The organism is Pseudomonas sp. B6002 (genome assembly GCF_013385985.1).
Classification (GTDB): domain Bacteria; phylum Pseudomonadota; class Gammaproteobacteria; order Pseudomonadales; family Pseudomonadaceae; genus Aquipseudomonas.
In genome coordinates this window covers 18,711-41,151 of sequence record NZ_JACAOY010000023.1, presented here as the reverse complement: position 1 = coordinate 41,151, position 22,441 = coordinate 18,711, and the positions used below count along the sequence as shown (strand labels likewise).

The window sequence follows — 22,441 nt, the reverse complement described above, 5'->3', positions numbered from 1 at the left end:
CCCAAGAGCCACAAAGAAGGTAGGACACCGTGAACCCGGTTATCAAAAAATTCCAGTTCGGTCAGTCGACCGTTACCCTCGAGACAGGCCGTATCGCCCGTCAAGCCTCCGGCGCAGTGCTGGTTACCGTTGACGACGACGTTACCGTTCTGGTGACCGTGGTTGGCGCCAAGACCGCTGACCCGAGCAAAGGCTTCTTCCCTCTGTCCGTTCACTACCAGGAAAAGACTTACGCTGCTGGTAAGATCCCTGGCGGTTTCTTCAAGCGCGAAGGCCGTCCTTCCGAGAAAGAAACCCTGACTTCCCGACTGATCGACCGTCCGATCCGTCCGCTGTTCCCAGAAGGCTTCATGAACGAAGTGCAGGTTGTCTGCACCGTCGTTTCCACCAGCAAGAAGACCGATCCGGACATCGCTGCGATGATCGGTACCTCGGCTGCCCTGGCTATCTCCGGCATTCCTTTCGATGGCCCGATCGGCGCTGCCCGCGTTGCGTTCCACGAAAGCACCGGCTACCTGCTGAACCCGACTTACGAGCAACTGAAAGCTTCGAGCCTGGACATGGTCGTTGCCGGTACCTCGGAAGCCGTATTGATGGTTGAATCGGAAGCCAAAGAGCTGACCGAAGACCAGATGCTGGGCGCCGTGCTGTTCGCCCACGACGAGTTCCAGGCTGTTATCAAGGCCGTCACCGAGCTGGCTGCCGAAGCGGCCAAGCCGACCTGGACCTGGGCGCCACAAGCTGAAGCCACTGAACTGCTGGGCGCTATTCGCTCCGAGTTCGGCGCTGCCATCTCCGATGCCTACACCATCACCGTCAAGGCCGACCGTTACGCGCGCCTGGGCGAGCTGAAGGATCAGGTTGTGGCCAAGCTGTCCGGTGAAGAAGGCCAGCCTTCCTCCAGCGACGTCAAAGCGGCTTTCGGCGAGATCGAATACCGCACCGTTCGCGAAAACATCGTAAACGGCAAGCCACGTATCGACGGCCGCGACACCCGCACCGTACGTCCGCTGAACATCGAAGTCGGCGTTCTGCCGAAGACTCACGGTTCGGCGCTGTTCACCCGTGGTGAAACCCAGGCCCTGGTAGTCGCGACCCTGGGTACTGCCCGTGACGCGCAGCTGCTGGACACCCTGGAAGGCGAGAAAAAAGACCCGTTCATGCTGCACTACAACTTCCCTCCGTTCTCGGTGGGCGAGTGTGGTCGCATGGGTGGCGCTGGTCGTCGCGAAATCGGCCACGGCCGTCTGGCGCGCCGTTCGGTACAGGCCATGCTGCCTGCTGCTGACGTGTTCCCTTACACCATCCGTGTTGTGTCGGAAATCACCGAGTCCAACGGTTCCAGCTCCATGGCTTCCGTTTGCGGTGCTTCCCTGGCGCTGATGGACGCTGGTGTGCCGATGAAGGCGCCGGTTGCCGGTATCGCCATGGGCCTGGTTAAAGAAGGCGAGAAGTTCGCCATCCTGACCGACATCCTGGGTGACGAAGACCACCTGGGCGACATGGACTTCAAGGTAGCCGGTACCGCCAAGGGTGTGACCGCGCTGCAGATGGACATCAAGATCAAAGGCATCACCGAAGAAATCATGGAAATCGCCCTGGGCCAAGCCCTGGAAGCGCGCCTGAACATCCTCGGCCAGATGAACCAGATCATTGGTCAGTCCCGTACCGAGCTGTCGGAAAATGCTCCGACCATGATCGCGATGAAAATCGACACCGACAAAATCCGTGATGTCATCGGTAAAGGCGGCGCGACCATCCGTGCGATCTGCGAAGAAACCAAAGCTTCGATCGACATCGAAGACGACGGTTCGATCAAGATCTTCGGCGAAACCAAGGAAGCGGCTGAGGCAGCACGCCAGCGCGTCCTGGGTATCACCGCTGAGGCTGAGATCGGCAAGATCTACGTCGGTAAGGTTGAGCGCATCGTCGACTTCGGCGCATTCGTGAATATCCTGCCGGGCAAAGACGGTCTGGTTCACATCTCCATGCTGAGCGACGCTCGCGTTGAGAAAGTGACCGACATCCTGAAAGAAGGCCAGGAAGTGGAAGTGCTGGTACTGGACGTGGACAACCGCGGCCGTATCAAGCTGTCCATCAAGGACGTAGCAGCAGCCAAGGCTTCGGGCGTTTAATCACCCCAGGCTTTACGCTGAAAAAAAGGACCCTTCGGGGTCCTTTTTTTATGGGCGCGGGAAAGTGAAGGGAAATCAGCCATTTACCCCGAGCCAAAAGCCGCAACTTGCATGCAGGCACGATGGGCTTCATGCAAGTTGCACGATTTCGAAAATCGCCAGTTTTTATAAGTCATTGTTTTATAAGAACTTAATAATCAGTCACGACTTGGCACACTGCCTGCAATATCCCTGTTAACGCTGCAGCATCAAGGTTCATGTGCTGCGGACTTTTAATAAAACAGGAGTTACTCGTATGAAGAAGTTCGCTCTCGCTACTGCTACCGCTCTGACTCTGGCCATGGGTGCTAACGTAGCCTTTGCTCAGACTTCCCAAGCCCCTATGACTTTGGCGGCGGGTGAAGCGACCAAGGCCAAAGAAAGCGTTTCGGATACTTGGATCACTACCAAAGTTAAATCCGATCTGCTGACCGAGAAAGGCATTCCTGGCTCGGACATCAAGGTTGAAACCAACAAAGGCGTGGTTTCCCTGTCGTCCACAGTCGCTATCTCTGATTCGCAAAAAGCCACTGCTGTAGCGATCACCAAGAAAATCAAAGGTGTAACCGCCGTTTCCGCTGATGGCCTGTTGGCTGGCGGCGCGACCAAGGCTGACGGCATCGACAAGACCAAAGGCGCGGCTGCCAGCGCTAAAGAGTCGACCTCTGATACCTGGATCACCACCAAAGTGAAAGCTGATCTGGTAACCGAGAAAGGCATTCCTGGCACCGACATCAAAGTCGAAACCAACAAAGGTGTTGTTTCCCTGTCTTCGGCCGTAGCGGTCACTGAAGCCCAGAAAACCACCGCGGTGAACATCACCAAGAAAATCAAAGGCGTTAAGGCTGTATCGGCCGATGGCCTGAAAGCAGAGTAAATACTGAAGGATTCGTCTTGAACTAGACGGCGGCGGCTAAGGGTGAGTTAGATATCCACCCGATGCACCTCTTGAGTTCATGCGACCGACCACAGGGATGTGGTCATTACAGGCCCCGACACTCGTGTCGGGGCCTGTTCTATTTGAGGCTGGATAAAAACCTCACCACAACATAGACCCAATGTGGGAGCGGGCTTGCCCGCGAAGGCGTCGTGTCAGCTAACCGATGGGTCGACTGATTCACCGCATTCGCGGGCAAGCCCGCTCCCACAGTTGGATGAGGTGCTTAGGAGGTTATTCAGCATCCAGATGCATCGGGGTCACCACCCGACCATCTTTCTCCGCCTGCCCCAGGTTCGCATCAATGAAGTACACCCGTTCATCTTCAAGCTGCCCCTTGTCCACCAAGTAGTCCTTGATCGTGCTGGCGCGGTCCTGGCCCAGCTGACGCAGCAAGACGTCACTGGTGCTCCAGAACTTGATCACGCCCTCACGCAGCTTCGCAGAGCGGTCGTCGTTGCTCAGGTCTTTCCACTCCGCTGGCGGTTGTTGCTTCAGGCGTGTGCGATAAATGCCTTCCAGCAGCGGCGCTTTCTCTTTCTCCGGTACGACCAACAGCGAGGCCTGCGCCGGGACCTTGTCGCCACGGCGTTGCAGGATCTTGTAGTAGTTGTATTGGTATTCACGCTCCAGGCGCTGTGCGGCCAGGAATGGGCCGTCGCTGCTGGCGGCTGCAGTGCCTTCGATTTCCAGGCGTAGGGCTGGACGTTCTTTCAATGCTTTGGCCAGGCTGTTCAAGGCGCCTTCGGCATCCTTGCTCAAATCGCTGGAACCCGCGGCGAAGGACACGTTGCCCAAATCCTCAGCACCGCCGCCTGAGATCAGCCCACCAATGAACTTGAACGGCGCCGTCGCCGCACGTACCACCAAGTTGCGCAGGGTCTGCCACACAATCGGCATTACGCTGAATTGCGGGTTGTTCAAGTCGCCGGTCACCGGCAGCTCGATGGAGATTTTGCCATCGCTGTCCTTGAGCAAGGCAATTGCCAGGCGGATCGGCAGGTCCACGGCGTCCGCACTGTCGACTTTCTCCCCCAATTGCAGTTGCTCGACCACCACTTTGTTTTCGGCTTTCAACTGGCCCTTTGTAATCACATAGTGCAGGTCGAGGTTCAGCCGGCCTTTGCGGATACGGAAGCCAGCGAACTTGCCGGAGTAGGGGGTCAGAGTCGTCAGTTCGACACGCTTGAAGCTGGTGGCGATATCCAGCGCCGCCATCGGGTCGAAAGGGTTCACGCTGCCCTTGATGGTCACAGGTGCATAGCGGTCCACCTTGCCGTTGATATTGACGCTGGCGGGCTTGGCCTGGCGACTGTCAATGGTGCCGATCTGGCCGTTGAGCTGTTGGATCGCCGTGGCGAAGTTGGGTGTCAGGCTGAAGTCGGCAAAGTTGGCCGACCCGTCATTGATCGCAATTTGCCCGATACGAATGCCCAACGGCTTTTCCTTGCTGGCGGGCTTGGATGTTTTGTCGGCGGGTTGCGGGATCAACAGGTCATCAACGTTGGTGGTGCGGTCATCGTTGATCATGAAGCGCGCATACGGCTGCAGCAGGTTGACCTTGTCGATCGACAGGCTGTCGCCATGCTGGTAGTTCACGCCCTCCAGTACCAGGCGCTGCCATTTGACGAAGTCGCGGGTCTTGAGGGTATCCAGGGTATGCAGTTGATCGACCTGCGCCCGGCCAGTGACCTGCAGCTTCAGCGGGTCCGCGCTTTTGAGGTTCACGTCCAGGTTGCTGCCCAACATGCCGCTGCGCAGTTCCAGGCGAATGAACGGGCTGATGTAGGACTGGGCGACCCGCAGGTCGATGTCCTGGGTGTTCACTTTAAGCTTGGCGCTGATCGGGTTGAGGTTCACTTCGCCGGTCGCGAGGATCTTGCCTTGCTTGCCCAGCCCCGTGTCGACCTTCAAGGTGAAGGGGCTCTGGTTGAGGCTGTCGAAGTTCTGTACATCGACATTCAGCGGGCCCAGTTCCAGCGCGACGGCAGGTTTGACCTGGCGGTCGGCCAGGTGCACCTGATAATTGCGCAGTTGCACGTCCTTGAGCAGCACCTGCCAGGGTTTGCTCGGCGCGGCAGGTTCAGGTTTGGGCGAGTCAGCGGTGGCCGGTGCGGTGGCGGGTTCCGCCTTGGCCGGTTTACTCGGTTGACTGGCAAACAGCTTCTGCCAGTCCAGTTGACCATCGGCTTCGCGGGCGGCCCAGGTTTCAAGCTTGTTGCTGCGGATCTTGCCAACTACTACTTGCTGCTTGGCCAGGTCCACCGTGGTTTCGCTGACGTCCAGGCGCTCCAGACGTGCCAGCGGGCGGCCATCGGGGGCCTTGATCGCAAACGGCGCGATGCTCGCAGCGGTGTTGGTCAGGTTGAGTTCGGTCTCTTTGGCCAGGCTGAATTTATAGTCGGTGCTGAAATTCAACACACCGTCTTCAAGTACCAATGGCAAGGCATCGCGTACGTACGGCCACCAAGCTTTCATCTTGCCGTCGGTGACTTTCAGGGTGCCCTCGGAGGTGATCGGCACCAGGCTGAAATTGCCTTTCCAGTCGATTTGCCCGCCTTCGGGGCCTGCGGCCACCAACGTCATGTCGGCGTTGTCTTCAGGCAGGGTGCTGAGGTTTTTCAGCTCGAAGTCGAGTTTGTCGTAAAGGAATTCGATCGGCTCGCTGGGGCGCAGATCCTGGAAATGCACATAGCCGCTCGCTAGCTTGATGCGCTCGATGCGCAGCGGGAACGGTTTGGCGTTGGGATCGGCCGGGGTCGGCTCGCTCGGCGGCAGCTTGAACAGTTGCGCCAGGTTCAGTTGGCCGGACTTGTCGAACAGCAGCTCGGTCTTGGGCTTGTCCAGCTCGACGTCCGCCAGGTGCAGGGCGCGGGTCCAGAGGCTGTCGATCTGCAGGTTGGCGTAAAGGCGCTCGAAGCCGACTTGTTCCTTGCCGGGTTCACCGATTTGCAGGCCCCACACGGTCAGCTCCAGGCTGAACGGGTTGAGCTCGATACGCTCGATGCGCGCCGGCACCGTGGCGTAATGGGCCAACTGTTGGTTGGCGATGCGAAGCGCAATGCCGGGCAAAATCAAAAAGCCCAGCAAGCTGTACAGAGCCAGAGCAGTCAACAAGGCGCCGACGGCGCGAATCAATCCTTTGGGCATGGGTGACGCCATCTGTGTCGAACGAGAGTGCCTTGGAGTATGGCACGGGTTTTCGGTTCCGAAGAACAGGCTCCGTTGGGATAAGTCTTACAGTTGCAGGATCAGGGTTTTCAACGGAGGCTGCTGGTCCCGGGACGGGAAGTCAGCCCCAGGCGTCATGACGGTCCACTCGCGGACCGGGCGACCGGCTTTTTCGGCGCAGCGCAGTACCTGTTCACGCCAGTCATCCATGCTGACCTTCGCCAGGTTGTTGCAGCAGATCAGCACGCCGTTGTCGGCGGTGGCCAGCAGTGCCGGCTTGAGCAGGCTCTGGTAGTCGCGCAACAGGTCGACGGTGCCGAAGGCGCTCTTGGCCCAGGCCGGAGGGTCGAGCAGTACCAGGTCGTATTGACGCTGCTCCAGACGCGGGTAGCTGGGCAACTTCTGGCCGCGCCGCTGGGTGATCGGCAGCCCCGCCAATTGGCGAATCGCCGGGAAGTAGTCGGACTGCACGAACTCCATGGTCGGCAATTGCGGGTTCAACAGGCCGTTTTCGCGCCCGACCGCCAGGTTGCCCTCGGCAAAGTCCAGGTTGCACACCTCACGCGCGCCTCCGGCTGCCGCGCTCAAGCCCACGCCGCAGGTGTAGGCAAACAGGTTCAGCACGCTTTTGCCGGCGCTGTGCGCCTTGACCCAGCCGCGCGTGTTGCGCAAATCGAGGAACAGCAACGGGTCTTGCCCGGCATGACGACCGCGCACACGGTAGTTGAGGCCCCACTCCTGGCCGACCAGGTCTTCCAATGCCGCGGGGTCGGCGCGGTACACCGTGTCTTCACGGTCGATCCGCGAATTGCCACGGGAGCGGTCGTTATAGACCAGCAACAATTCCAGCCCCATGTACTGATTGATCAGTTGATGCAGGTCCAGCAGGTCGGCGGTTTCCAGCGATTGGTGGAAGCTCTGCACCAGCAGTTGCGGACCATAGCGGTCGATGGTCAGGCCGCCAGCGCCCTCCTGGCTGCCATGGAACAGCCGGTAGCAGTCGGTGCCTTGGGCGTGCAGCTCGTTGATCAGGTCTTGGCGATAGTCGAGGGCGGCGCGCAGCGCCTGATTCAGGGGAGACATGGAGCGCGCCTTGCTGGGAAAAGAGGGCGCGAAGTTTAACAGTTATGCGGCGTTGCCTACATCAACCCCATCCGCCGATGGGCGCGTTGCACCGAACCATTGCGCATGGCCCAGCGCAGCAAGGGTGCACTGCGTCTGACCCCGGCGCGGATCATCTGGCGCTGCAACGGGCTTTGGTGCTGTTCGAGCAGGGTGCTCGCCCATTCCGGCAGCAGGTCGATCCCGGCCTGCATCATCAAGCTGCCAAAGGGCTTGGCCAGGGTGCTGGGGGCGGGCGCATTGACCAGCAGGCGCAACACTTCGCGACTGCGTTCGTCGCACAACAGTTGAGGGCGGATACGCTCCAGATAATCCGAAACGTCCTGCCGTGAACGGGGAACATGCCGCGCGCCCAGGCGTTCAGCCACCAAGGCGATTTCGCTGTAGTAGCGGTCCTGATCCCGCCCCGAGAGATGAGGGTTGCGATAGCGCAGGTGCGCCGCCAGAAAATTGCTGACTTCCGCCACGTGCACCCAGGTCAGCAACTCTGGGTCGCTGGCCGCGTAAGGCCGCCCGTCCGGCGCGTGGCCGACCACTTGCAGGTGAATGGTGCGTACTTTCTCGATCAGCCATTCGGCGTCTTGGCGTGAGCCGAAGGTGGTGCCGGAGATGAACTGCGAGGTGCGCCGCAAACGCCCGAGCATGTCCTGGCGGAAATTCGAATGGTCCCACACACCCGCCAGGGCCAGTGGGTGCAAGGCTTGCAACATCAAGGCGCTGATGCCGCCGATCAACATGCTGCTGAAGTCGCCATGCACTTGCCAGCTCACCGAGTCGGGCCCGAACAGGCCAGGATCGCCCTTGGGGTTTTCCAGGTCCAGTTGGCCCAGTGACAAGCCGGTGAGGCTCATCAACTGGGTTTCGATACGGCTGCGGATAAATTCCATGGCGACTCAAGGGTTCCTATCGGTTCAGGCGTTTGTCGATCAGGCCGTCCACCACGCTCGGGTCGGCCAGGGTCGAGGTGTCGCCCAGGCTGTCGAGTTCGTTGCAGGCGATCTTGCGCAAGATACGCCGCATGATCTTGCCGGAGCGGGTTTTTGGCAGGGCTGGCGCCCATTGGATCAGTTCCGGCTTGGCAAAGCTGCCGATTTCCTTGCTGACCAGTTCCAGCAGGTGTTTTTTCAGTGTGTCGCTGGGTTCTACGCCATTCATGGGGGTGACGAAGGCATAGATGCCCTGGCCCTTGACGTCGTGGGGGTAACCCACCACTGCGGCTTCGGCGACCTGGTCGTGCAGCACCAGCGCGCTCTCTACTTCGGCGGTGCCAATACGGTGGCCGGACACGTTGATCACATCATCGATGCGCCCGGTGATCCAGTAGTCGCCGTCCTCATCGCGGCGAGCGCCATCGCCGGTGAAGTAGTAGCCGGGGTAGGGCTTGAAGTAGGTGTCGATCATGCGCTGCGGGTCGCCGTAGACACTGCGGATCTGCCCGGGCCAACTGGCCTTGATCGCCAATACGCCGCTGCCGGCGCCGTGCAGCACCTTGCCGTGTTCATCCAACAGCACCGGCTGCACGCCGAACATCGGCTGGGTGGCGCAACCGGGCTTGATGCGCTGTGCGCTGACCAAGGGGCTGAGCATGATGCCGCCCGTTTCGGTCTGCCACCAGGTGTCGACGATGGGGCAGCGCTGCTCGCCCACGGCATTGAAATACCAGTCCCAGGCTTCCGGGTTGATCGGTTCGCCGACGCTGCCCAGCAGCCGCAGGCTCGCCCGGGAGGTGTTTTCCAGCGGGCCGTGGCCCTCACGCATCAAGGCGCGCAAGGCGGTGGGCGCGGTGTAGAAGATATTCACCTGGTGTTTATCGATCACTTGCCAGAAGCGCGAGCTGTCCGGGTAGCTGGGCACCCCTTCGAACATCAGTGAGGTGGCGCCATTGGCCAGCGGGCCGTACACGATATAGCTGTGGCCGGTGACCCAGCCCACGTCGGCGGTGCACCAGAACACTTCGTCGTCGCGGTAGTCGATCACGTACTTGAAGGTCATCGCCGCCTGCAGCAGATAGCCACCGGTGGTGTGCAGCACGCCCTTGGGTTTGCCGGTGCTGCCGGAGGTGTAGAGGATGAACAGCGGGTCTTCGGCGTCCATTGGCTCGGGCGGGCAGTCGTCGCTGGCGGCCTCCAGGGCGAACTGATAGTTGAGGTCGCGGCCTTCGCTCCAGTTAATGGTTGCTCCGGTGCGTTCCACCACCAGCACCGTGCTCACATTCGGGCAACTGGCCAGTGCCTTGTCAACGTTCTGTTTCAGCGCCACCGGCTTGCCACCGCGTACGCCTTCGTCAGCGGTGATCACGGTGCGACAGTCGGCGTCGAGAATGCGGTCGCGCAGCGCGTCGGGCGAGAACCCGCCAAACACGACGGAGTGCACGGCACCAATACGCGTACAGGCCAGCATCGCGTAGGCTGCTTCCGGGATCATTGGCATGTAGATGCACACGCGGTCGCCTTTCTTCACGCCACGGCTTTTCAGCACATTGGCCAGGCGGCATACGTTTTGGTGCAGTTGGCGGTAGGTGATTGTGGATGATGTTGTCGGGTCATCGCCTTCCCAGATGAAGGCCGGTTGATCGGCACGTTGTGCCAGGTGACGGTCGATGCAGTTGTAGCTGACGTTCAGCTGAGCACCGGCAAACCATTGCGCTGCGCCGGTCTTGATGTCTGAGATTTGAACGGTGTGCCAGGGTTTGATCCAGTCAAGGAAGCCCTTGGCCTGTTCGGCCCAGAAGGTGTCGGGCTGTTCGATGGACTGGCGATAGAGACGCTTGTAGTCCTCTTGGCTGAGCTGCGCAGCTCGGCGGACGGCATCGGCGGTGGGAAATGAGCTGATATCGAACATGAGCGGTCCTTATTCTTGTTTTAGGGACAAGAGGGGAGCGCCCTGTGTGTAGGAGCCGGCTTGTCGAATCGTCGCACCGCGGCGATGGCGATCTTTCGGACGCCATCGCCGGCAAGCCGGCTCCTACACAGGAAGGTGTGCTCCCGCCATTTCAGACCATCAGTGTAGTGCCGATCCCTTAGCCGCGGTGACGACCACGGAAGTAGTTGATCAGGCCCTGGGTCGAAGCGTCCTCGGCCGAGGTTTCTTCGGCGCCGGTCAGGCGGTTGTACACGCCTTTGCCCAGCTCTTTGCCCAGCTCCACACCCCATTGGTCGAAGGCGTTGATGCCCCAGATCACGCTCTGCACGAACACTTTGTGTTCATACATGGCGACCAGCGCGCCCAAGCGGCGCGGGCTGATGCGCTCTACCACCAGGGTGTTGCTCGGACGGTTGCCCGGGATCACCTTGTGCGGGGCCAGCTTCTGAACTTCGGCTTCCGGGATGCCCTTGTCGCGCAGCTCGGCTTCGGCTTCGGCGCGGGTCTTGCCGAGCATCAGTGCCTGGCTCTGGGACAGGCAGTTGGCGTACAGCCACTGGTGGTGGTCAGACACCGGGTTGAAGCTGACGATCGGCACAATGAAGTCGGCCGGGATCAGTTGGGTCCCTTGGTGCAGCAACTGGTGGTACGCGTGCTGGCCGTTGCAGCCGACACCGCCCCAGATCACCGGGCCGGTATCGGTGGACACGGGCGTGCCGTCCTGGCGCACGCTTTTGCCGTTGGATTCCATGTCCAGCTGTTGCAGGTGCTTGGTGATGTTACGCAGGTAGTGGTCGTACGGCAGGATCGCGTGGCTCTGCGCGCCCCAGAAGTTGCCGTACCACACGCCCAGCAGGCCCAGCAGCACGGGCATGTTCTGTTCGAACGGCGCGTTCTGGAAATGCTGGTCCATGGTGTAGGCACCGGACAGCAATTCCTTGAAGTTGGACATGCCGATGGCCAGCGCGATAGGCAAACCGATGGCCGACCACAGCGAGTAACGGCCGCCAACCCAGTCCCACATCGGGAAGATATTCTCTTCGCGGATACCGAAGGCCACGGCCGCGGCGTTGTTGCTCGATACGGCGATGAAGTGGCGGTACAGCTCGGCTTCCGAGCCCCCCTGGGCCAGGTACCAGGCACGGGCGGCCTGGGCGTTCTTCAGGGTTTCCAGGGTGTTGAAGGATTTCGACGAAACGATGAACAGCGTGGTCTCGGCGCGCAGCTTCATGGTCAGCTCGTGGAACTCGCTGCCGTCGATGTTCGCCAGGTAGTGGCAGCGCACGCCTTTATGGGCGTAGGACAACAACGCCTCGGACACCAGCTCAGGGCCGAGGAACGAGCCACCGATACCGATGTTCACCACGTCGGTGATCGGCTTCTCGGTGTAGCCACGCCACAGGCCGTCGTGGATGCGGCCGACCAGGTCAGTGATCTGGTTCAGCACCTTGTGCACGTCCGGCATGATGTTCACGCCGTTGACCGACAGCTTGTCGCCCACTGGGCGGCGCAGGGCGGTGTGCAGGGCAGGGCGCCCTTCGGAGGAGTTGACCGGCTCGCCTGCATACAGCGAGTTGATCGCGTCTTTGAGACCGACTTCCTTGGCCAAACCCACGAGCAAGTCGCGGGTTTCGCTGGTGATCAGGTTTTTCGAGTAATCGAGGAAAAGTCCGCAGCTGCTCAAGGTGAACTGGGAGAAACGCTGAGGATCGGCATTGAACGCTTCGCGCATGCTGAAATCCTGCATGGCTTGGCGATGTTGATTGAGCGCTTGCCAGGCGGGCAGAGCGGTAACGTCATGAGGAGTGCGGTAGTACGCCATCGCTGCGGGTTTCCTTTTATTACGGGGACTGCCTTTAGGACACTTCAAAGTCCGGAACGTCCTGCTTTGTTCAAGCGGCCGACCCCGGACAGCGCTAACCAAGAGCGCAGGGCGATTACATTAAACCTAGCGTGTGAATATGTCTTGGCTTTGTCTGCGCTGTAGCCGGTACTTTTTTATACCGGCACAGCGGGCAGGGCAACAGGCGTGCTGTTTTTGACGTGGGAAAAGGCGGGGAGTGTCAGGCCAGGTTCAGGTGCAGGTTATCGATCAGCCGCGTGGCGCCCAGGTAGGCGGCCACCAGTATCACGATGTCGCGGTCCTCGGCCGTGGCGGGGCGCAGGTGCACGCCTTGGCGAACTTCGAGGTAGTCGATGCGCAAGCCGGCGGCTTCGATCTGCTGGACCTGCTCGGCGCGCAGCTTGGCGAAATCATGCTCACCGGCTTTGATCGCCTCGGCAATCTGGCTAAGGCTGCGGTACAGCACCGGGGCAATGGCACGTTGCTCTTCGGTGAGGTAACCATTGCGCGACGACAGCGCAAGGCCGTCGTCGGCGCGTACGGTAGGCTCGCCGATGATCTGGATCGGCATGTTCAGGTCGTGGACCATGGCGCGGATCACGGCTAGTTGCTGGTAGTCCTTCTGGCCAAACACGGCCATGTCCGGCTGGACCATGTTGAACAGCTTGCTCACCACCGTGGCCACGCCCTCGAAATGCCCGGGGCGACTGGCGCCGCACAGGCCTTCGGAGAGTTGCGGCACACTGACGCGCGTCTGGCTGGTCATGCCGCCCGGGTACATTTCTTCGACGGTGGGTGCGAACAGCAGGTTGCAGCCGGCTTGCAGCAGCTTTTCCTGGTCGGCCGCCAAGGTGCGCGGGTACTTGTCCAGGTCTTCGCCGGCGCCGAACTGCAGCGGGTTGACGAAGATGCTCGCCACCACGAAGTCCGCCTGTTGCGCAGCCTTGGTCACCAGGGTGGCATGGCCGCTGTGCAGGTTGCCCATGGTGGGCACAAAGCCAATGCGTTTGCCGGCGCTGCGGGCGTGGGCCACGGCAGCCCGCAGTTCACGTACGGTTTTTACGGTGTTCATGCAGAGAATCCGTGTTCGACGCCAGGGAAGGTAACGGCTTTGACTTCAGCGACGTAGGCGCTCAAGGCGGCATGGATGCTGTCCTGGCCGGCCATGAAGTTCTTCACGAACTTGGGCACGCGGCCGCTGATCGACAGGCCGAGCATGTCATGCACCACCAGCACTTGGCCGTCGGTGGCCGAACCCGCGCCAATGCCGATGACCGGCACTTTGACGGCCTGGGTGATTTCGGCGGCGAGTTCGCTGGGCACGCACTCCAGCAGGATCATTGCGGCGCCGGCTTGTTCCAGGGCAATCGCGTCGGCACGCATCTGGCGTGCCTGAGCCTCATTACGGCCTTGAACCTTGTAGCCGCCAAGGATGTTCACCGACTGCGGCGTCAGGCCCATATGCGCACACACCGGCACGCCACGTTCCGCCAGCAGGCGGATGGACTCGGCCAGCCACACGGCGCCTTCCACTTTGATCATGTGCGCACCGGCTTGCATCAGCTTGCCGGCGTTCTGGAAGGTCTGTTCGAGTGTTGCGTAACCCATGAACGGCAGGTCAGCAATGATGAACGCACCGTCGTTGCCGCGTTTGACGCTGGCGGTGTGGTAAGCGAGGTCATCGGTCGTCACAGGCAGGGTGCTGTCATTCCCTTGAAGAACCATGCCCAGGGAGTCACCCACCAGCAACACCTCCACGCCCGCCTGGCAACTGGCGTGGGCGAAGGTGGCGTCGTAGCAGGTCAGCATGGTGATTTTTTCACCTTTGAGCTTGAGGCTCTGCAAGGTGGTCAGGGTAATGTCTGGCATGAAAAGGGTCCTCGTTCAGGCGCTTGGAAACAGCGAGTAACGCGCGTGAGTCTTCGTTTATACAGGCGCACTGTCTTGAGAGCAGTGCTTATAAGGCCTGGATTGCGCCCTTAAGCGCCGTGTTGACGGCAGCGGGACGCCTATAGTCGTGATGGGGACACGGGAAGTCAATTGGATGTGTTACCGCATTGTTACGACGGCGGTGTTACCGCTGTTACTGACGCGATTCAGCAACTTCAGCGGCGTTTTCAGGCTACATGGGATCAAAATGTGGGAGCTGGCTTGCCTGCGATGCAGGCGCCTCGGTCTTTCAGTGAGGCCGAGGTGATGCTATCGCAGGCAAGCCAGCTCCCACATTGACCGAGTCAGTCTTGGGGCAGGCGCTCCAGGCCGACGAATGGGCACGCGGCCAACAGGTCACTGAGTCGTTGGCCGTCGGGTAATTGCAACGCGGCCGGTGCCAGCTCAGCCAGCGGATACAGCACAAACGCCCGCAGGTGCATCTGGTAGTGCGGCACCTTCAGGCGCGGTTCGTCGATCAGGCGATCGCCAAACAGCAGGATGTCCAGGTCCAGGGTGCGCGGGCCCCAACGTTCAAGGCGCTCACGGCCCTGATCGTTCTCGATAGCCTGCAAGGCATCGAGCAGTTCCAGCGGCGCGAGGCTGCTGTCCAGGGCGGCCACCGCGTTGGTGTAGCGCGGTTGGCCCGGGAGCAGGGAGTCACTTTGATAAAAGGCCGACACGCCAGCGACGGTTGTGCCGGGCAATTGCGTCAGTGCTTCGATGGCGCTGCGCAATTGCTGGTCCGGGGCAGCCAGGTTGCTGCCCATGCCGATGTAGATGCGCTCCACCTTTATTCGCCCGAAGCGTCAGCCGCACTGCGTTTACGCTTGGTGCCACTGCGACGACGCTTTTTCGGGCCTGCGCCTTCACCGTCACCCTTGCTGCCGAGATCACGGATCATGTCGCGGCGCTCGCTGTCGTTGGCGTCCTGGTAGTCGGTCCACCAGTCGCCCAGGCCGTCGGTCTGCTCGCCAGCGCTTTCACGCAGCAGCAGGAAGTCGTAGCCCGCACGGAAGCGCGGGTTGTCCAGGAGCAGGTCGGCGCGTTTGCCGCTGCGGCGTGGCAGGCGTTCCTGCATGTCCCAGATCTCGCGGATCGGCATCGTGAAACGCTTCGGAATAGCGATGCGTTGGCACTGCTCGGCGATCAGCTCGTGCGCAGCTTCCTGCATGGCCGGAATCGGCGGCATGCCACGGTCTTGCAGGCGCAACACGCGTTTTGGCAGGGCCGGCCACAACAGGGCGGCAAACAGAAACGCCGGGGTGACCGGTTTGTTCTGCTTGATGCGCAGGTCGGTGTTGATCAGGGCTTCGCTGATCAGGGTGTGGGTGTACGTCGGGTTGTATTCCAGTGCTTCGGCGCTGGCCGGGAACAATGGATCGAACAGCTGCAGGTCCACCAGCATTTCGAAGGTGTCGGCGGCGTATCCCGAGAGGAACAGCTTGAGCACTTCTTCAAACAGGCGTGCCGAAGGAATCTCGCGCAGCATCGGCGCCAGGTCGCGAATCGGTGCGGCGGTGTGCTTCTCGATGCCGAAGTTCAGTTTGGCGGCAAACCGCACTGCCCGCAGCATGCGCACCGGGTCCTCCTGGTAGCGCTGGACCGGGTCGCCGATCAGACGGATCAGGTTGTTGCGGATGTCGTGTACGCCATTGGCGTAATCGAGAATGCGCTCGCTGACCGGGTCGTAATACAAGGCGTTGATGGTGAAGTCGCGGCGCTGCGCATCTTCTTCCAGGGTGCCATAGACGTTGTCACGCAGGATGCGGCCGCTTTCGTTGCGCGAAGACTGGTTGGTGTCTTCTTCTTCATCGCTTTGCGGATGACCGGCGCGGAAGGTGGCGACCTCAATGATTTCGCGACCAAAGTGGATGTGCACCAGCTTGAAGCGACGACCGATGATTCGCGCATTGCGGAATTCGGCACGCACTTGCTCGGGCGTGGCACTGGTGGCGACGTCGAAGTCCTTGGGCGTGATATTGAGCAGCATGTCGCGCACACAACCACCGACCAGGTAAGCCTGGTAGCCGGCGTTCTGCAGGCGTTCGACGATGTTCACCGCATAACGGCTGAATTGAGCGCGTTGCAGCGAATGTTGGCTGCTGTTGAGCACTTCAGGCGTGCTGCGTTTGTGTTGCGTACGACGCAAGGGAGAACGGAATGACTGGAACAACTTCTTCAGCATGGGATGCACTGTTTGAAGGAATGTTCGGCCATAACGAAGAATGACCGCATGATGGGCGGGGATTCTAGCATTTAGTCGGGGGATGGTGTAGGAACAAGCTGCAGGCCTTGCGCCATAAGCCTTGGAAGGTCAAATCGCAGAAACTACAAGGGGAGCCGAAGCTCCCCCAGAAGTAGTTGCGTGCTCTATTTTTATTATTGATTTCGGGCTTCTTGTTTTTGTTGATCGCCCTCGCCATGAAGCTTCACCTTCATGACACTCCCAATCGGGAGTCAAGAGCAAACGGATTGCTTTGGTCGCTGTGTTGCTGATCTACGATCCAACCAGTTCAGGCTCTGCCTTAGGGCAGTTTTTGTTGTTCTCGGCCTGGTTGCGGGGCAAGCCCCAAATGCAACGCCTCTCCAAAAGAATCAGTTAGCTGCGCCTCCGCCGTGTTGTTTTTGTTATGCGTGAGTCGATTCGTCTTATTTTTATTGTCTTGTACAAAGCTTGTTATTGTTTTTGTACTAAGCATATAGCAGGGTGCGTGCCAACTTTTGCACCGGCCAATGATTCCGGGGGTTTAAGGTGTTTTTTGGTTTTTGACAGGCCAAAAAAAGCCGGGGCTTCGTTACCGTAAGCCCCGGCTTTTGTTACGTGAAAAATCAGCGGTAACAGTTTTTTCACATCTGAGGGTGTTACCTGTGGGGGCGCACCCTCAACTCTCGCTGGCCACCCCGGTCTTGCGCCGTGGAATACCCAGGCGCTGGCGGCGTTCCCACAGGCACTTACGGCTTACGCCCAGCTTGCGGGCCAGTTCAGTCTCGGTCATGTGGTCCTGATGCTCGAGAACGAAATGCTGGAAGTAGTCCTCCAGTGACAAATCTTCCGTCGGCTCATGGCTGGTATTGCTACCGCTGCCCTGTTGCGGGGCCAGGCCGATGAAATCGTCGTCTTCCAAGTCGCTCAGCTCGATGTCGATACCCAGCAGCTCGGCAGAGATTTCCGGGCTCTCCGACAGGATTACCGCACGCTCGACCGCGTTTTCCAGTTCCCGCACGTTACCCGGCCACGAGTAATGCCGGATGGCCTGTTCGGCGTCCGGAGCAAACTTGAGGTCGGTACGGTTGATGCGCGCGCTCTGGCGCAGCAGGAATGCATTGGCGATCTCGTTGACGTCAGCGCCACGCTCACGCAGGGCCGGCAGCTTGAGGGCGATCACGTGCAGGCGGTAATACAAGTCTTCACGGAACTGGCCGATCTTGGCCAGGCTCTTGAGGTCACGGTGGGTCGCCGCGATCAGGCGCACATCGACCTTCTGCGATTGCACCGAGCCGACACGGCGAATCTCGCCTTCCTGCAACACGCGCAGCAAACGGGCCTGGGCTTCCAGGGGCAGCTCGCCGATTTCGTCGAGGAACAGCGTGCCGCCGTCCGCCGCTTCGACCAGCCCCGCACGCCCGGCGCTGGCGCCGGTGAACGCACCTTTTTCGTGGCCGAACAATTCGGATTCGATCAGCGATTCAGGGATGGCTGCGCAGTTCACCGAGATCATCGGCGCCTTGGCGCGCTTGGACAGGTTGTGCAGGGCGCGAGCCACCAGCTCTTTACCGGTGCCTGACTCGCCCTGGATCAACACATTGGAGTCAGTAGGCGCGACCTTGCGGATCTTGCCGTACAGGTCCTGCATCGGCGGGCAGGAGCCGATGATGCCGATTTCGCCGTTGCTGTTATCCACCCCTGGCTTGTCGGCAGCCTTGCCGGAAGGACGCTGTTCGGCCGGTGCGCTGCTGGCCGACTGACGGTCACGCAGGATGCGGGCCACGGCCTGGAGCATTTCGTCATGGTCGAAAGGCTTGGCGATGTAGTCCACCGCGCCCATCTTCATGGAGTCCACCGCCGAGCGCAGGCTGGCGTAGCTGGTCATGATCAGCACCGGGGTGCCCTGGCCAAGCTTGATCAGCTCGGTGCCCGGAGCGCCCGGCAGGCGCAGGTCACTCACAATCAGGTTGAACGTGGGAATGCTGAACCGCTCCTGGGCTTCCTGCACCGAGCCGGCTTCGCTGACCTGGTACTGATTACGTTCAAGCAGGCGACGCAAGGCAGAGCGGATAATGGTTTCGTCTTCGACGATCAAAATGTGCGGCATTGATTCAATTCTCTCGACGGTCTCAGTTCACAGCGGACGTCGCTTCGACATGACGCGGCAAGGTCACCCGAATACGGGTGCCGCGTTGGCTTTCGGTGTCAGCCGGGCTGTCGATGGTGATTTGTCCATAATGCTCTTCAACGATGGAATAGACCAGTGCAAGGCCCAGACCGGTACCTTCACCGGGGTCCTTGGTGGTGAAGAAGGGTTCGAACAATCGGTCCATGATGTTCTGTGGAATGCCGCTGCCTTCGTCCTCGACGATCAGGTCGACCGTGTGCTCGAAAGCCTCGGTCTTGACCCTTACCGCGCCACCCGCCGGGGTTGCGTCGCGGGCGTTGGACAGCAGGTTGATCAGCACTTGGGCCAGGCGTTGTGAGTCGCCATCGACCCAATGGTCCGGATCACACAAGTTGAAGAACTGTACTTCGAAATTGCGCCGGTTCAAGGCCAGCAGCCCAATGGCATCCTGCGCCACTTCAGCCAGGCAGACGGCTTCGTCCTGATTCTGATGGGCGCCTGCGTGGGCAAAGCTCATGAGCGACTGCACGATGCGCGAAACACGCTTGGTTTGTTCGAGGATCTGCCCGCTGATTTCGGTGATTTCGCCGTCTTCTTCGCGCTCTTCCCGCAGGTTCTGCGCAAGGCAGGCGATACCGGTGATCGGATTGCCGATTTCATGGGCAACGCCTGCTGCCAGGCGGCCAATACTGGCCAGTCGCTCGGAGTGCACCAGCTTGTCTTCGAGCATCTGGGTTTCGGTCAAGTCTTCCACCAACAACACCAGGCCACTGTTACCCGGTGCCAGCGGCTCGTCGATCGCAGCCTTGTGCAGGTTGAGCCAACGGGTCTGGCCGTCGAGGGCCAGGTGCTGCTTGTGCAAGTGTTCGTCGGGCAGGTTGATGAAACCTTGCAGCAACTCCTTCCACGGTTCGCCCAGGGTATTCAGGCGCGAGCCCACGACGCGCTGGGCGGCGATACCGGTGAGTTCCTCCATGGCCTTGTTCCACATGAGGATCTCCTGGTCCTTGGCCAGGGAACACACGCCCATCGGCAGCTCTTGCAGCGTCTGACGGTGGTAGCGGCGCAGGGCATCGAGTTCGGCGGCCAGGCCGGTGAGGCGCGAGTGGTAGTCCTCAAGGCGGCTTTCGATGAAGTGGATATCTTCGGTGACGTAGTTTTCGCCGCCCGCCTTGTAGGGCAGGAAGGTTTCCACCATGTCCTGGGACACGCTCGGGCCCATCAGGCCCGAGAGATTGGCTTCGATACGGTCACGCAAACGACGCAGTGCATACGGGCGCCGCTCGTCGAACGGCAGGTACAGATCGCGCAGCGCTTGCTCGACTTCTTTTTGTGCGGCCTTGGCACCGAGGGGCTTGGCCAGTTGTGTGGCGAACTCCTGGGGCGACGCCGCATGCAACTCGCGGCGTTGCGGCCGGCGTACGTTATCGACCGCGCAGGCTTCGGCGGCGCTGGTTTCTTCCGGGCTGGCGTTGGTGAACAGCGAAATCAGGGTGAACATCAGGACGTTGGCGGCCAGCGAAGCGATGGCCGCCATGTGCCAGCTGGTGTCGTCCAGCACGTAAATCATGTTCAGCAGCGGGATGTAGAAACCCTGCAGGTTGCCGACCAACGGCAAGAGCATGGTGACGATCCACACCAGGATGCCCGCCAGCAAGCCGGCGATAAACCCACGACGGTTGGCCGTCGGCCAATACAGCACCGACAGCACCCCCGGCAGGAACTGCAAGGTGGCGACGAACGCGACGATACCCAGGTTGGCCAGGTCTTGCCCGGCGCCCAGCAGCAAGTAGAAGCCGTAGCCAGCCATGATGATCGCGACGATCAGCGCACGGCGTGTCCATTTCAGCCAGCGGTAGATATTGCCCTCGGCCGGCGGCTGGTACAGCGGCAGCACCAGGTGGTTGAGCGCCATGCCCGACAGCGCCAGGGTGGTGACGATGATCAACCCGCTGGCGGCGGAAAGCCCGCCAACGTAAGCCAGCAGCGCCAGGGCCGGGTTGTTGGCGGCAATGCCGATGCCGAGCGTGAAGTATTCGGGGTTGGTGGTCGCGCCCAGCTTCAGGCCGGCCCACAGGATCAGCGGCACTGCCAGGCTCATCAGCAGCAGGAACAGCGGCAAGCCCCAACTGGCACTGACCAGCGAGCGCGGGTTGAGGTTTTCGGTAAAGGTCATGTGATACATGTGCGGCATCACGATCGCCGAGGCGAAGAACACCAGCAACAGCGTGCGCCACGGGCCTTCTTGCAGCGGCGTGTGCAAGGCGGCGAGAGCGGTCTGGTTCTGCAGCAGCCACAGTTCAAGCTGTTGCGGGCCGTCGAACACGCCGTAGAGCGCGTAGAGACCGACGCCGCCGATGGCGATCAACTTGATCACCGACTCGAAGGCGATCGCAAAGACCAGACCTTCGTGTTTCTCGCGAGTGGCGATATGGCGCGAGCCGAAGAAAATCGTGAACAGCGTGATCAGCGCACAGAAGGCCAGCGCCACGCGATGTTGCACAGGCTCGCGGGTCAGGATGCTGATGGAGTCCGCCACGGCCTGGATCTGCAGGGCCAGCAACGGCAGCACGCCGATCAACATGAACACCGTGGTCAGTGCGCCCGCCCAGGTGCTGCGAAAGCGGAAGGCGAACAGGTCGGCCAGGGAGGACAGCTGGTAGGTGCGGGTGATCTTCAGGATCGGGTACAGCAGCACCGGCGCCAGCAGGAACGCACCGGACACGCCAAGGTAGCTGGAGAGAAACCCATAGCCGTATTGGTAGGCCAGGCCCACGGTGCCATAAAACGCCCAGGCGCTGGCGTAGACGCCCAGGGACAAGGTGTAGGTCAACGGATGGCGAATGATCGCCCGCGGAATCATTCCGCGCTCACTGATCCAGGCCACCCCGAACAACGCGGCCAGGTAGGCGGCGCTGATCAGCAGCATCTGGGTGAGGCTAAAGCTCATCGGCATCTTTTTGGCTCTGCAGGATGAAGGTCACGACGATCAGGATCAGCCACAGCAGATAGGGGCGATACCAGGCGCCCGTGGCGTCGATCCACCAATCCATGATGGCGGGAGAAAACAGGTAGATCCCGACGACCAGCAGCAGGACCAATCGATAGATGTACATGTTGGCCTCTGTGTAAAAACGTGCGGCGATGGTAACGGATGCTTGGCAAGCTGCAAGCGCCTTCAGTTCAATTGCGCTTCGGCCAGCGTGAGTGTGCGCGGGATCTCTGCCGCGTCCCAGTGGGCAATGCCCCAATCCAGCAGCTCCCGTGGGCTGGCGTGCAGCAACTCGGCGCCCGGTTGCTGGCCCAGGGCGCGCAGTGCTCTCAATAACAAAGGCGTGGCCTGGTCGGGTGTCAACGGTGGCGATCGGTAGGATTTGCCCAGCTTGTTGCCGTCCGGTTGGATGATCAGCGGCACGTGCAGGTAGCGCGGTTGGCGCAGGCCCAACAACTCTTGCAGGTAGAGTTGGCGTGGTGTGGAGTCCAATAGGTCGGCGCCGCGCACGATATCGGTGACACCCTGCCAGGCATCGTCGAGCACCACGGCCAATTGGTAGGCATAGAGGCCGTCACGACGGCGGATGATGAAATCACCGACATCGCGGCCGAGGTGTTGTCGGAATTCGCCCTGAACACGGTCGGTAAAGTGATACGCAAGCTCAGGTACGCGCAAACGAATGGCGGCGTCCTGCTGGTCGTGCCCGGCATTGCGGCACAGCCCCGGGTAAATCCCGTTGTAGGCTTCCAGTTGTTTGCGTGAACAGGTGCAGGCGTAGGCCAGGCCATGGTTGAACAGGTCGTTCAGTACTTTGGCGTAGGCTTCGTGCCGCTCGCTTTGTCGGACCAGTTCCCCGTCCCACTCGAAGCCATAGCTTTCCAGGGCGTGCAGGATCGCGGCCTGGGCGCCCGGCTCTTCGCGGGGTGGGTCGAGGTCCTCAATACGCATCAACCAGCGGCCATGGTTGGCACGGGCATCAAGGTAGGAGGCGAGGGCGGCGACCAGGGAGCCAAAGTGCAAGTGGCCGCTGGGCGTGGGGGCAAATCGCCCGATATAGGTAGAGGCAGTCAT

Annotated in this window: 15 protein-coding genes; 2 read left to right on the top strand and 13 right to left on the bottom strand. The window is 60.7% G+C overall.

Annotated features, from left to right (window positions below; genetic code table 11):
• Positions 1–29: 29 nt before the first annotated feature.
• Together pnp and HX792_RS23990 are read left to right on the top strand one after the other, a co-directional pair.
• On the top strand, positions 30–2,135 hold the full coding sequence (gene pnp / locus HX792_RS23995; protein ID WP_016973759.1) for a polyribonucleotide nucleotidyltransferase: 2,106 nt from the start codon (positions 30–32) through the stop codon (positions 2,133–2,135).
• Between the two features lie 295 nt (positions 2,136–2,430).
• Complete coding sequence (locus HX792_RS23990; protein WP_176998420.1) at positions 2,431–3,051, top strand: BON domain-containing protein; 621 nt, start codon at positions 2,431–2,433, stop codon at positions 3,049–3,051.
• Between the two features lie 294 nt (positions 3,052–3,345).
• On the opposite strand, the gene HX792_RS23985 is transcribed toward HX792_RS23990, so the two are convergent.
• From HX792_RS23985 to gluQRS, 13 genes are all read right to left on the bottom strand, one after another.
• Positions 3,346–6,261 (bottom strand): DUF748 domain-containing protein, encoded by a 2,916-nt coding sequence (locus tag HX792_RS23985; RefSeq protein WP_176998419.1) that lies wholly within the window; start codon positions 6,259–6,261, stop codon positions 3,346–3,348.
• A gap of 87 nt (positions 6,262–6,348) precedes the next feature.
• Positions 6,349–7,365, bottom strand: a complete 1,017-nt coding sequence (locus HX792_RS23980; RefSeq protein WP_176998418.1) for a class I SAM-dependent rRNA methyltransferase — start codon at positions 7,363–7,365, stop codon at positions 6,349–6,351.
• A gap of 56 nt (positions 7,366–7,421) precedes the next feature.
• The gene (locus HX792_RS23975; protein ID WP_176998417.1) at positions 7,422–8,291 is read right to left on the bottom strand and encodes an oxygenase MpaB family protein; all 870 of its coding nucleotides are present in this window, start codon (positions 8,289–8,291) and stop codon (positions 7,422–7,424) included.
• Between the two features lie 16 nt (positions 8,292–8,307).
• Positions 8,308–10,245, bottom strand: coding sequence for an acetate--CoA ligase (gene acs / locus HX792_RS23970; RefSeq protein ID WP_176998416.1), 1,938 nt, complete (start codon positions 10,243–10,245; stop codon positions 8,308–8,310).
• Positions 10,246–10,423: 178 nt separating this feature from the next.
• On the bottom strand, positions 10,424–12,088 hold the full coding sequence (gene pgi, locus HX792_RS23965; RefSeq protein ID WP_176998415.1) for a glucose-6-phosphate isomerase: 1,665 nt from the start codon (positions 12,086–12,088) through the stop codon (positions 10,424–10,426).
• 241 nt (positions 12,089–12,329) lie between these two features.
• Positions 12,330–13,181: a pantoate--beta-alanine ligase gene (gene panC, locus HX792_RS23960; RefSeq protein ID WP_176998414.1), complete on the bottom strand. Its 852-nt coding sequence runs from the start codon at positions 13,179–13,181 to the stop codon at positions 12,330–12,332.
• Positions 13,178–13,978 (bottom strand): 3-methyl-2-oxobutanoate hydroxymethyltransferase, encoded by an 801-nt coding sequence (gene panB, locus HX792_RS23955; RefSeq protein WP_176998413.1) that lies wholly within the window; start codon positions 13,976–13,978, stop codon positions 13,178–13,180. Before panB ends, panC begins: the two co-directional genes overlap by 4 nt.
• Positions 13,979–14,343: 365 nt before the next feature.
• Positions 14,344–14,829, bottom strand: coding sequence for a 2-amino-4-hydroxy-6-hydroxymethyldihydropteridine diphosphokinase (gene folK / locus HX792_RS23950; RefSeq protein WP_176998412.1), 486 nt, complete (start codon positions 14,827–14,829; stop codon positions 14,344–14,346).
• A 2-nt stretch (positions 14,830–14,831) separates the two neighbouring features.
• The gene (locus HX792_RS23945) at positions 14,832–16,226 is read right to left on the bottom strand and encodes a polynucleotide adenylyltransferase PcnB (RefSeq protein WP_176998411.1); all 1,395 of its coding nucleotides are present in this window, start codon (positions 16,224–16,226) and stop codon (positions 14,832–14,834) included.
• Between the two features lie 697 nt (positions 16,227–16,923).
• On the bottom strand, positions 16,924–18,354 hold the full coding sequence (locus tag HX792_RS23940) for a sigma-54 dependent transcriptional regulator (protein ID WP_176998410.1): 1,431 nt from the start codon (positions 18,352–18,354) through the stop codon (positions 16,924–16,926).
• 22 nt (positions 18,355–18,376) lie between these two features.
• A complete protein-coding gene (locus tag HX792_RS23935; RefSeq protein ID WP_176998409.1) occupies positions 18,377–21,331 on the bottom strand; it encodes a sensor histidine kinase in 2,955 nt (984 codons plus the stop codon).
• A complete protein-coding gene (locus HX792_RS23930) occupies positions 21,315–21,491 on the bottom strand; it encodes a hypothetical protein (protein ID WP_003176118.1) in 177 nt (58 codons plus the stop codon). Before HX792_RS23930 ends, HX792_RS23935 begins: the two co-directional genes overlap by 17 nt.
• 62 nt (positions 21,492–21,553) lie before the next feature.
• A complete protein-coding gene (gene gluQRS / locus HX792_RS23925; RefSeq protein WP_176998408.1) occupies positions 21,554–22,441 on the bottom strand; it encodes a tRNA glutamyl-Q(34) synthetase GluQRS in 888 nt (295 codons plus the stop codon).

Coding starts and splice junctions, on each gene's coding strand:
- HX792_RS23990 (WP_176998420.1), top strand. CDS start 2,431: ATGAAGAAGTTCGCTCTCGCTACTGCTACCGCTCTGACTCTGGCCATG.
- HX792_RS23985 (WP_176998419.1), bottom strand. CDS start 6,261: ATGCCCAAAGGATTGATTCGCGCCGTCGGCGCCTTGTTGACTGCTCTG.
- HX792_RS23980 (WP_176998418.1), bottom strand. CDS start 7,365: ATGTCTCCCCTGAATCAGGCGCTGCGCGCCGCCCTCGACTATCGCCAA.
- HX792_RS23975 (WP_176998417.1), bottom strand. CDS start 8,291: ATGGAATTTATCCGCAGCCGTATCGAAACCCAGTTGATGAGCCTCACC.
- acs (WP_176998416.1), bottom strand. CDS start 10,245: ATGTTCGATATCAGCTCATTTCCCACCGCCGATGCCGTCCGCCGAGCT.
- pgi (WP_176998415.1), bottom strand. CDS start 12,088: ATGGCGTACTACCGCACTCCTCATGACGTTACCGCTCTGCCCGCCTGG.
- panC (WP_176998414.1), bottom strand. CDS start 13,181: ATGAACACCGTAAAAACCGTACGTGAACTGCGGGCTGCCGTGGCCCAC.
- panB (WP_176998413.1), bottom strand. CDS start 13,978: ATGCCAGACATTACCCTGACCACCTTGCAGAGCCTCAAGCTCAAAGGT.
- HX792_RS23945 (WP_176998411.1), bottom strand. CDS start 16,226: ATGCTGAAGAAGTTGTTCCAGTCATTCCGTTCTCCCTTGCGTCGTACG.
- HX792_RS23940 (WP_176998410.1), bottom strand. CDS start 18,354: ATGCCGCACATTTTGATCGTCGAAGACGAAACCATTATCCGCTCTGCC.
- HX792_RS23935 (WP_176998409.1), bottom strand. CDS start 21,331: ATGCCGATGAGCTTTAGCCTCACCCAGATGCTGCTGATCAGCGCCGCC.
- HX792_RS23930 (WP_003176118.1), bottom strand. CDS start 21,491: ATGTACATCTATCGATTGGTCCTGCTGCTGGTCGTCGGGATCTACCTG.
- gluQRS (WP_176998408.1), bottom strand. CDS start 22,441: ATGACTGCCTCTACCTATATCGGGCGATTTGCCCCCACGCCCAGCGGC.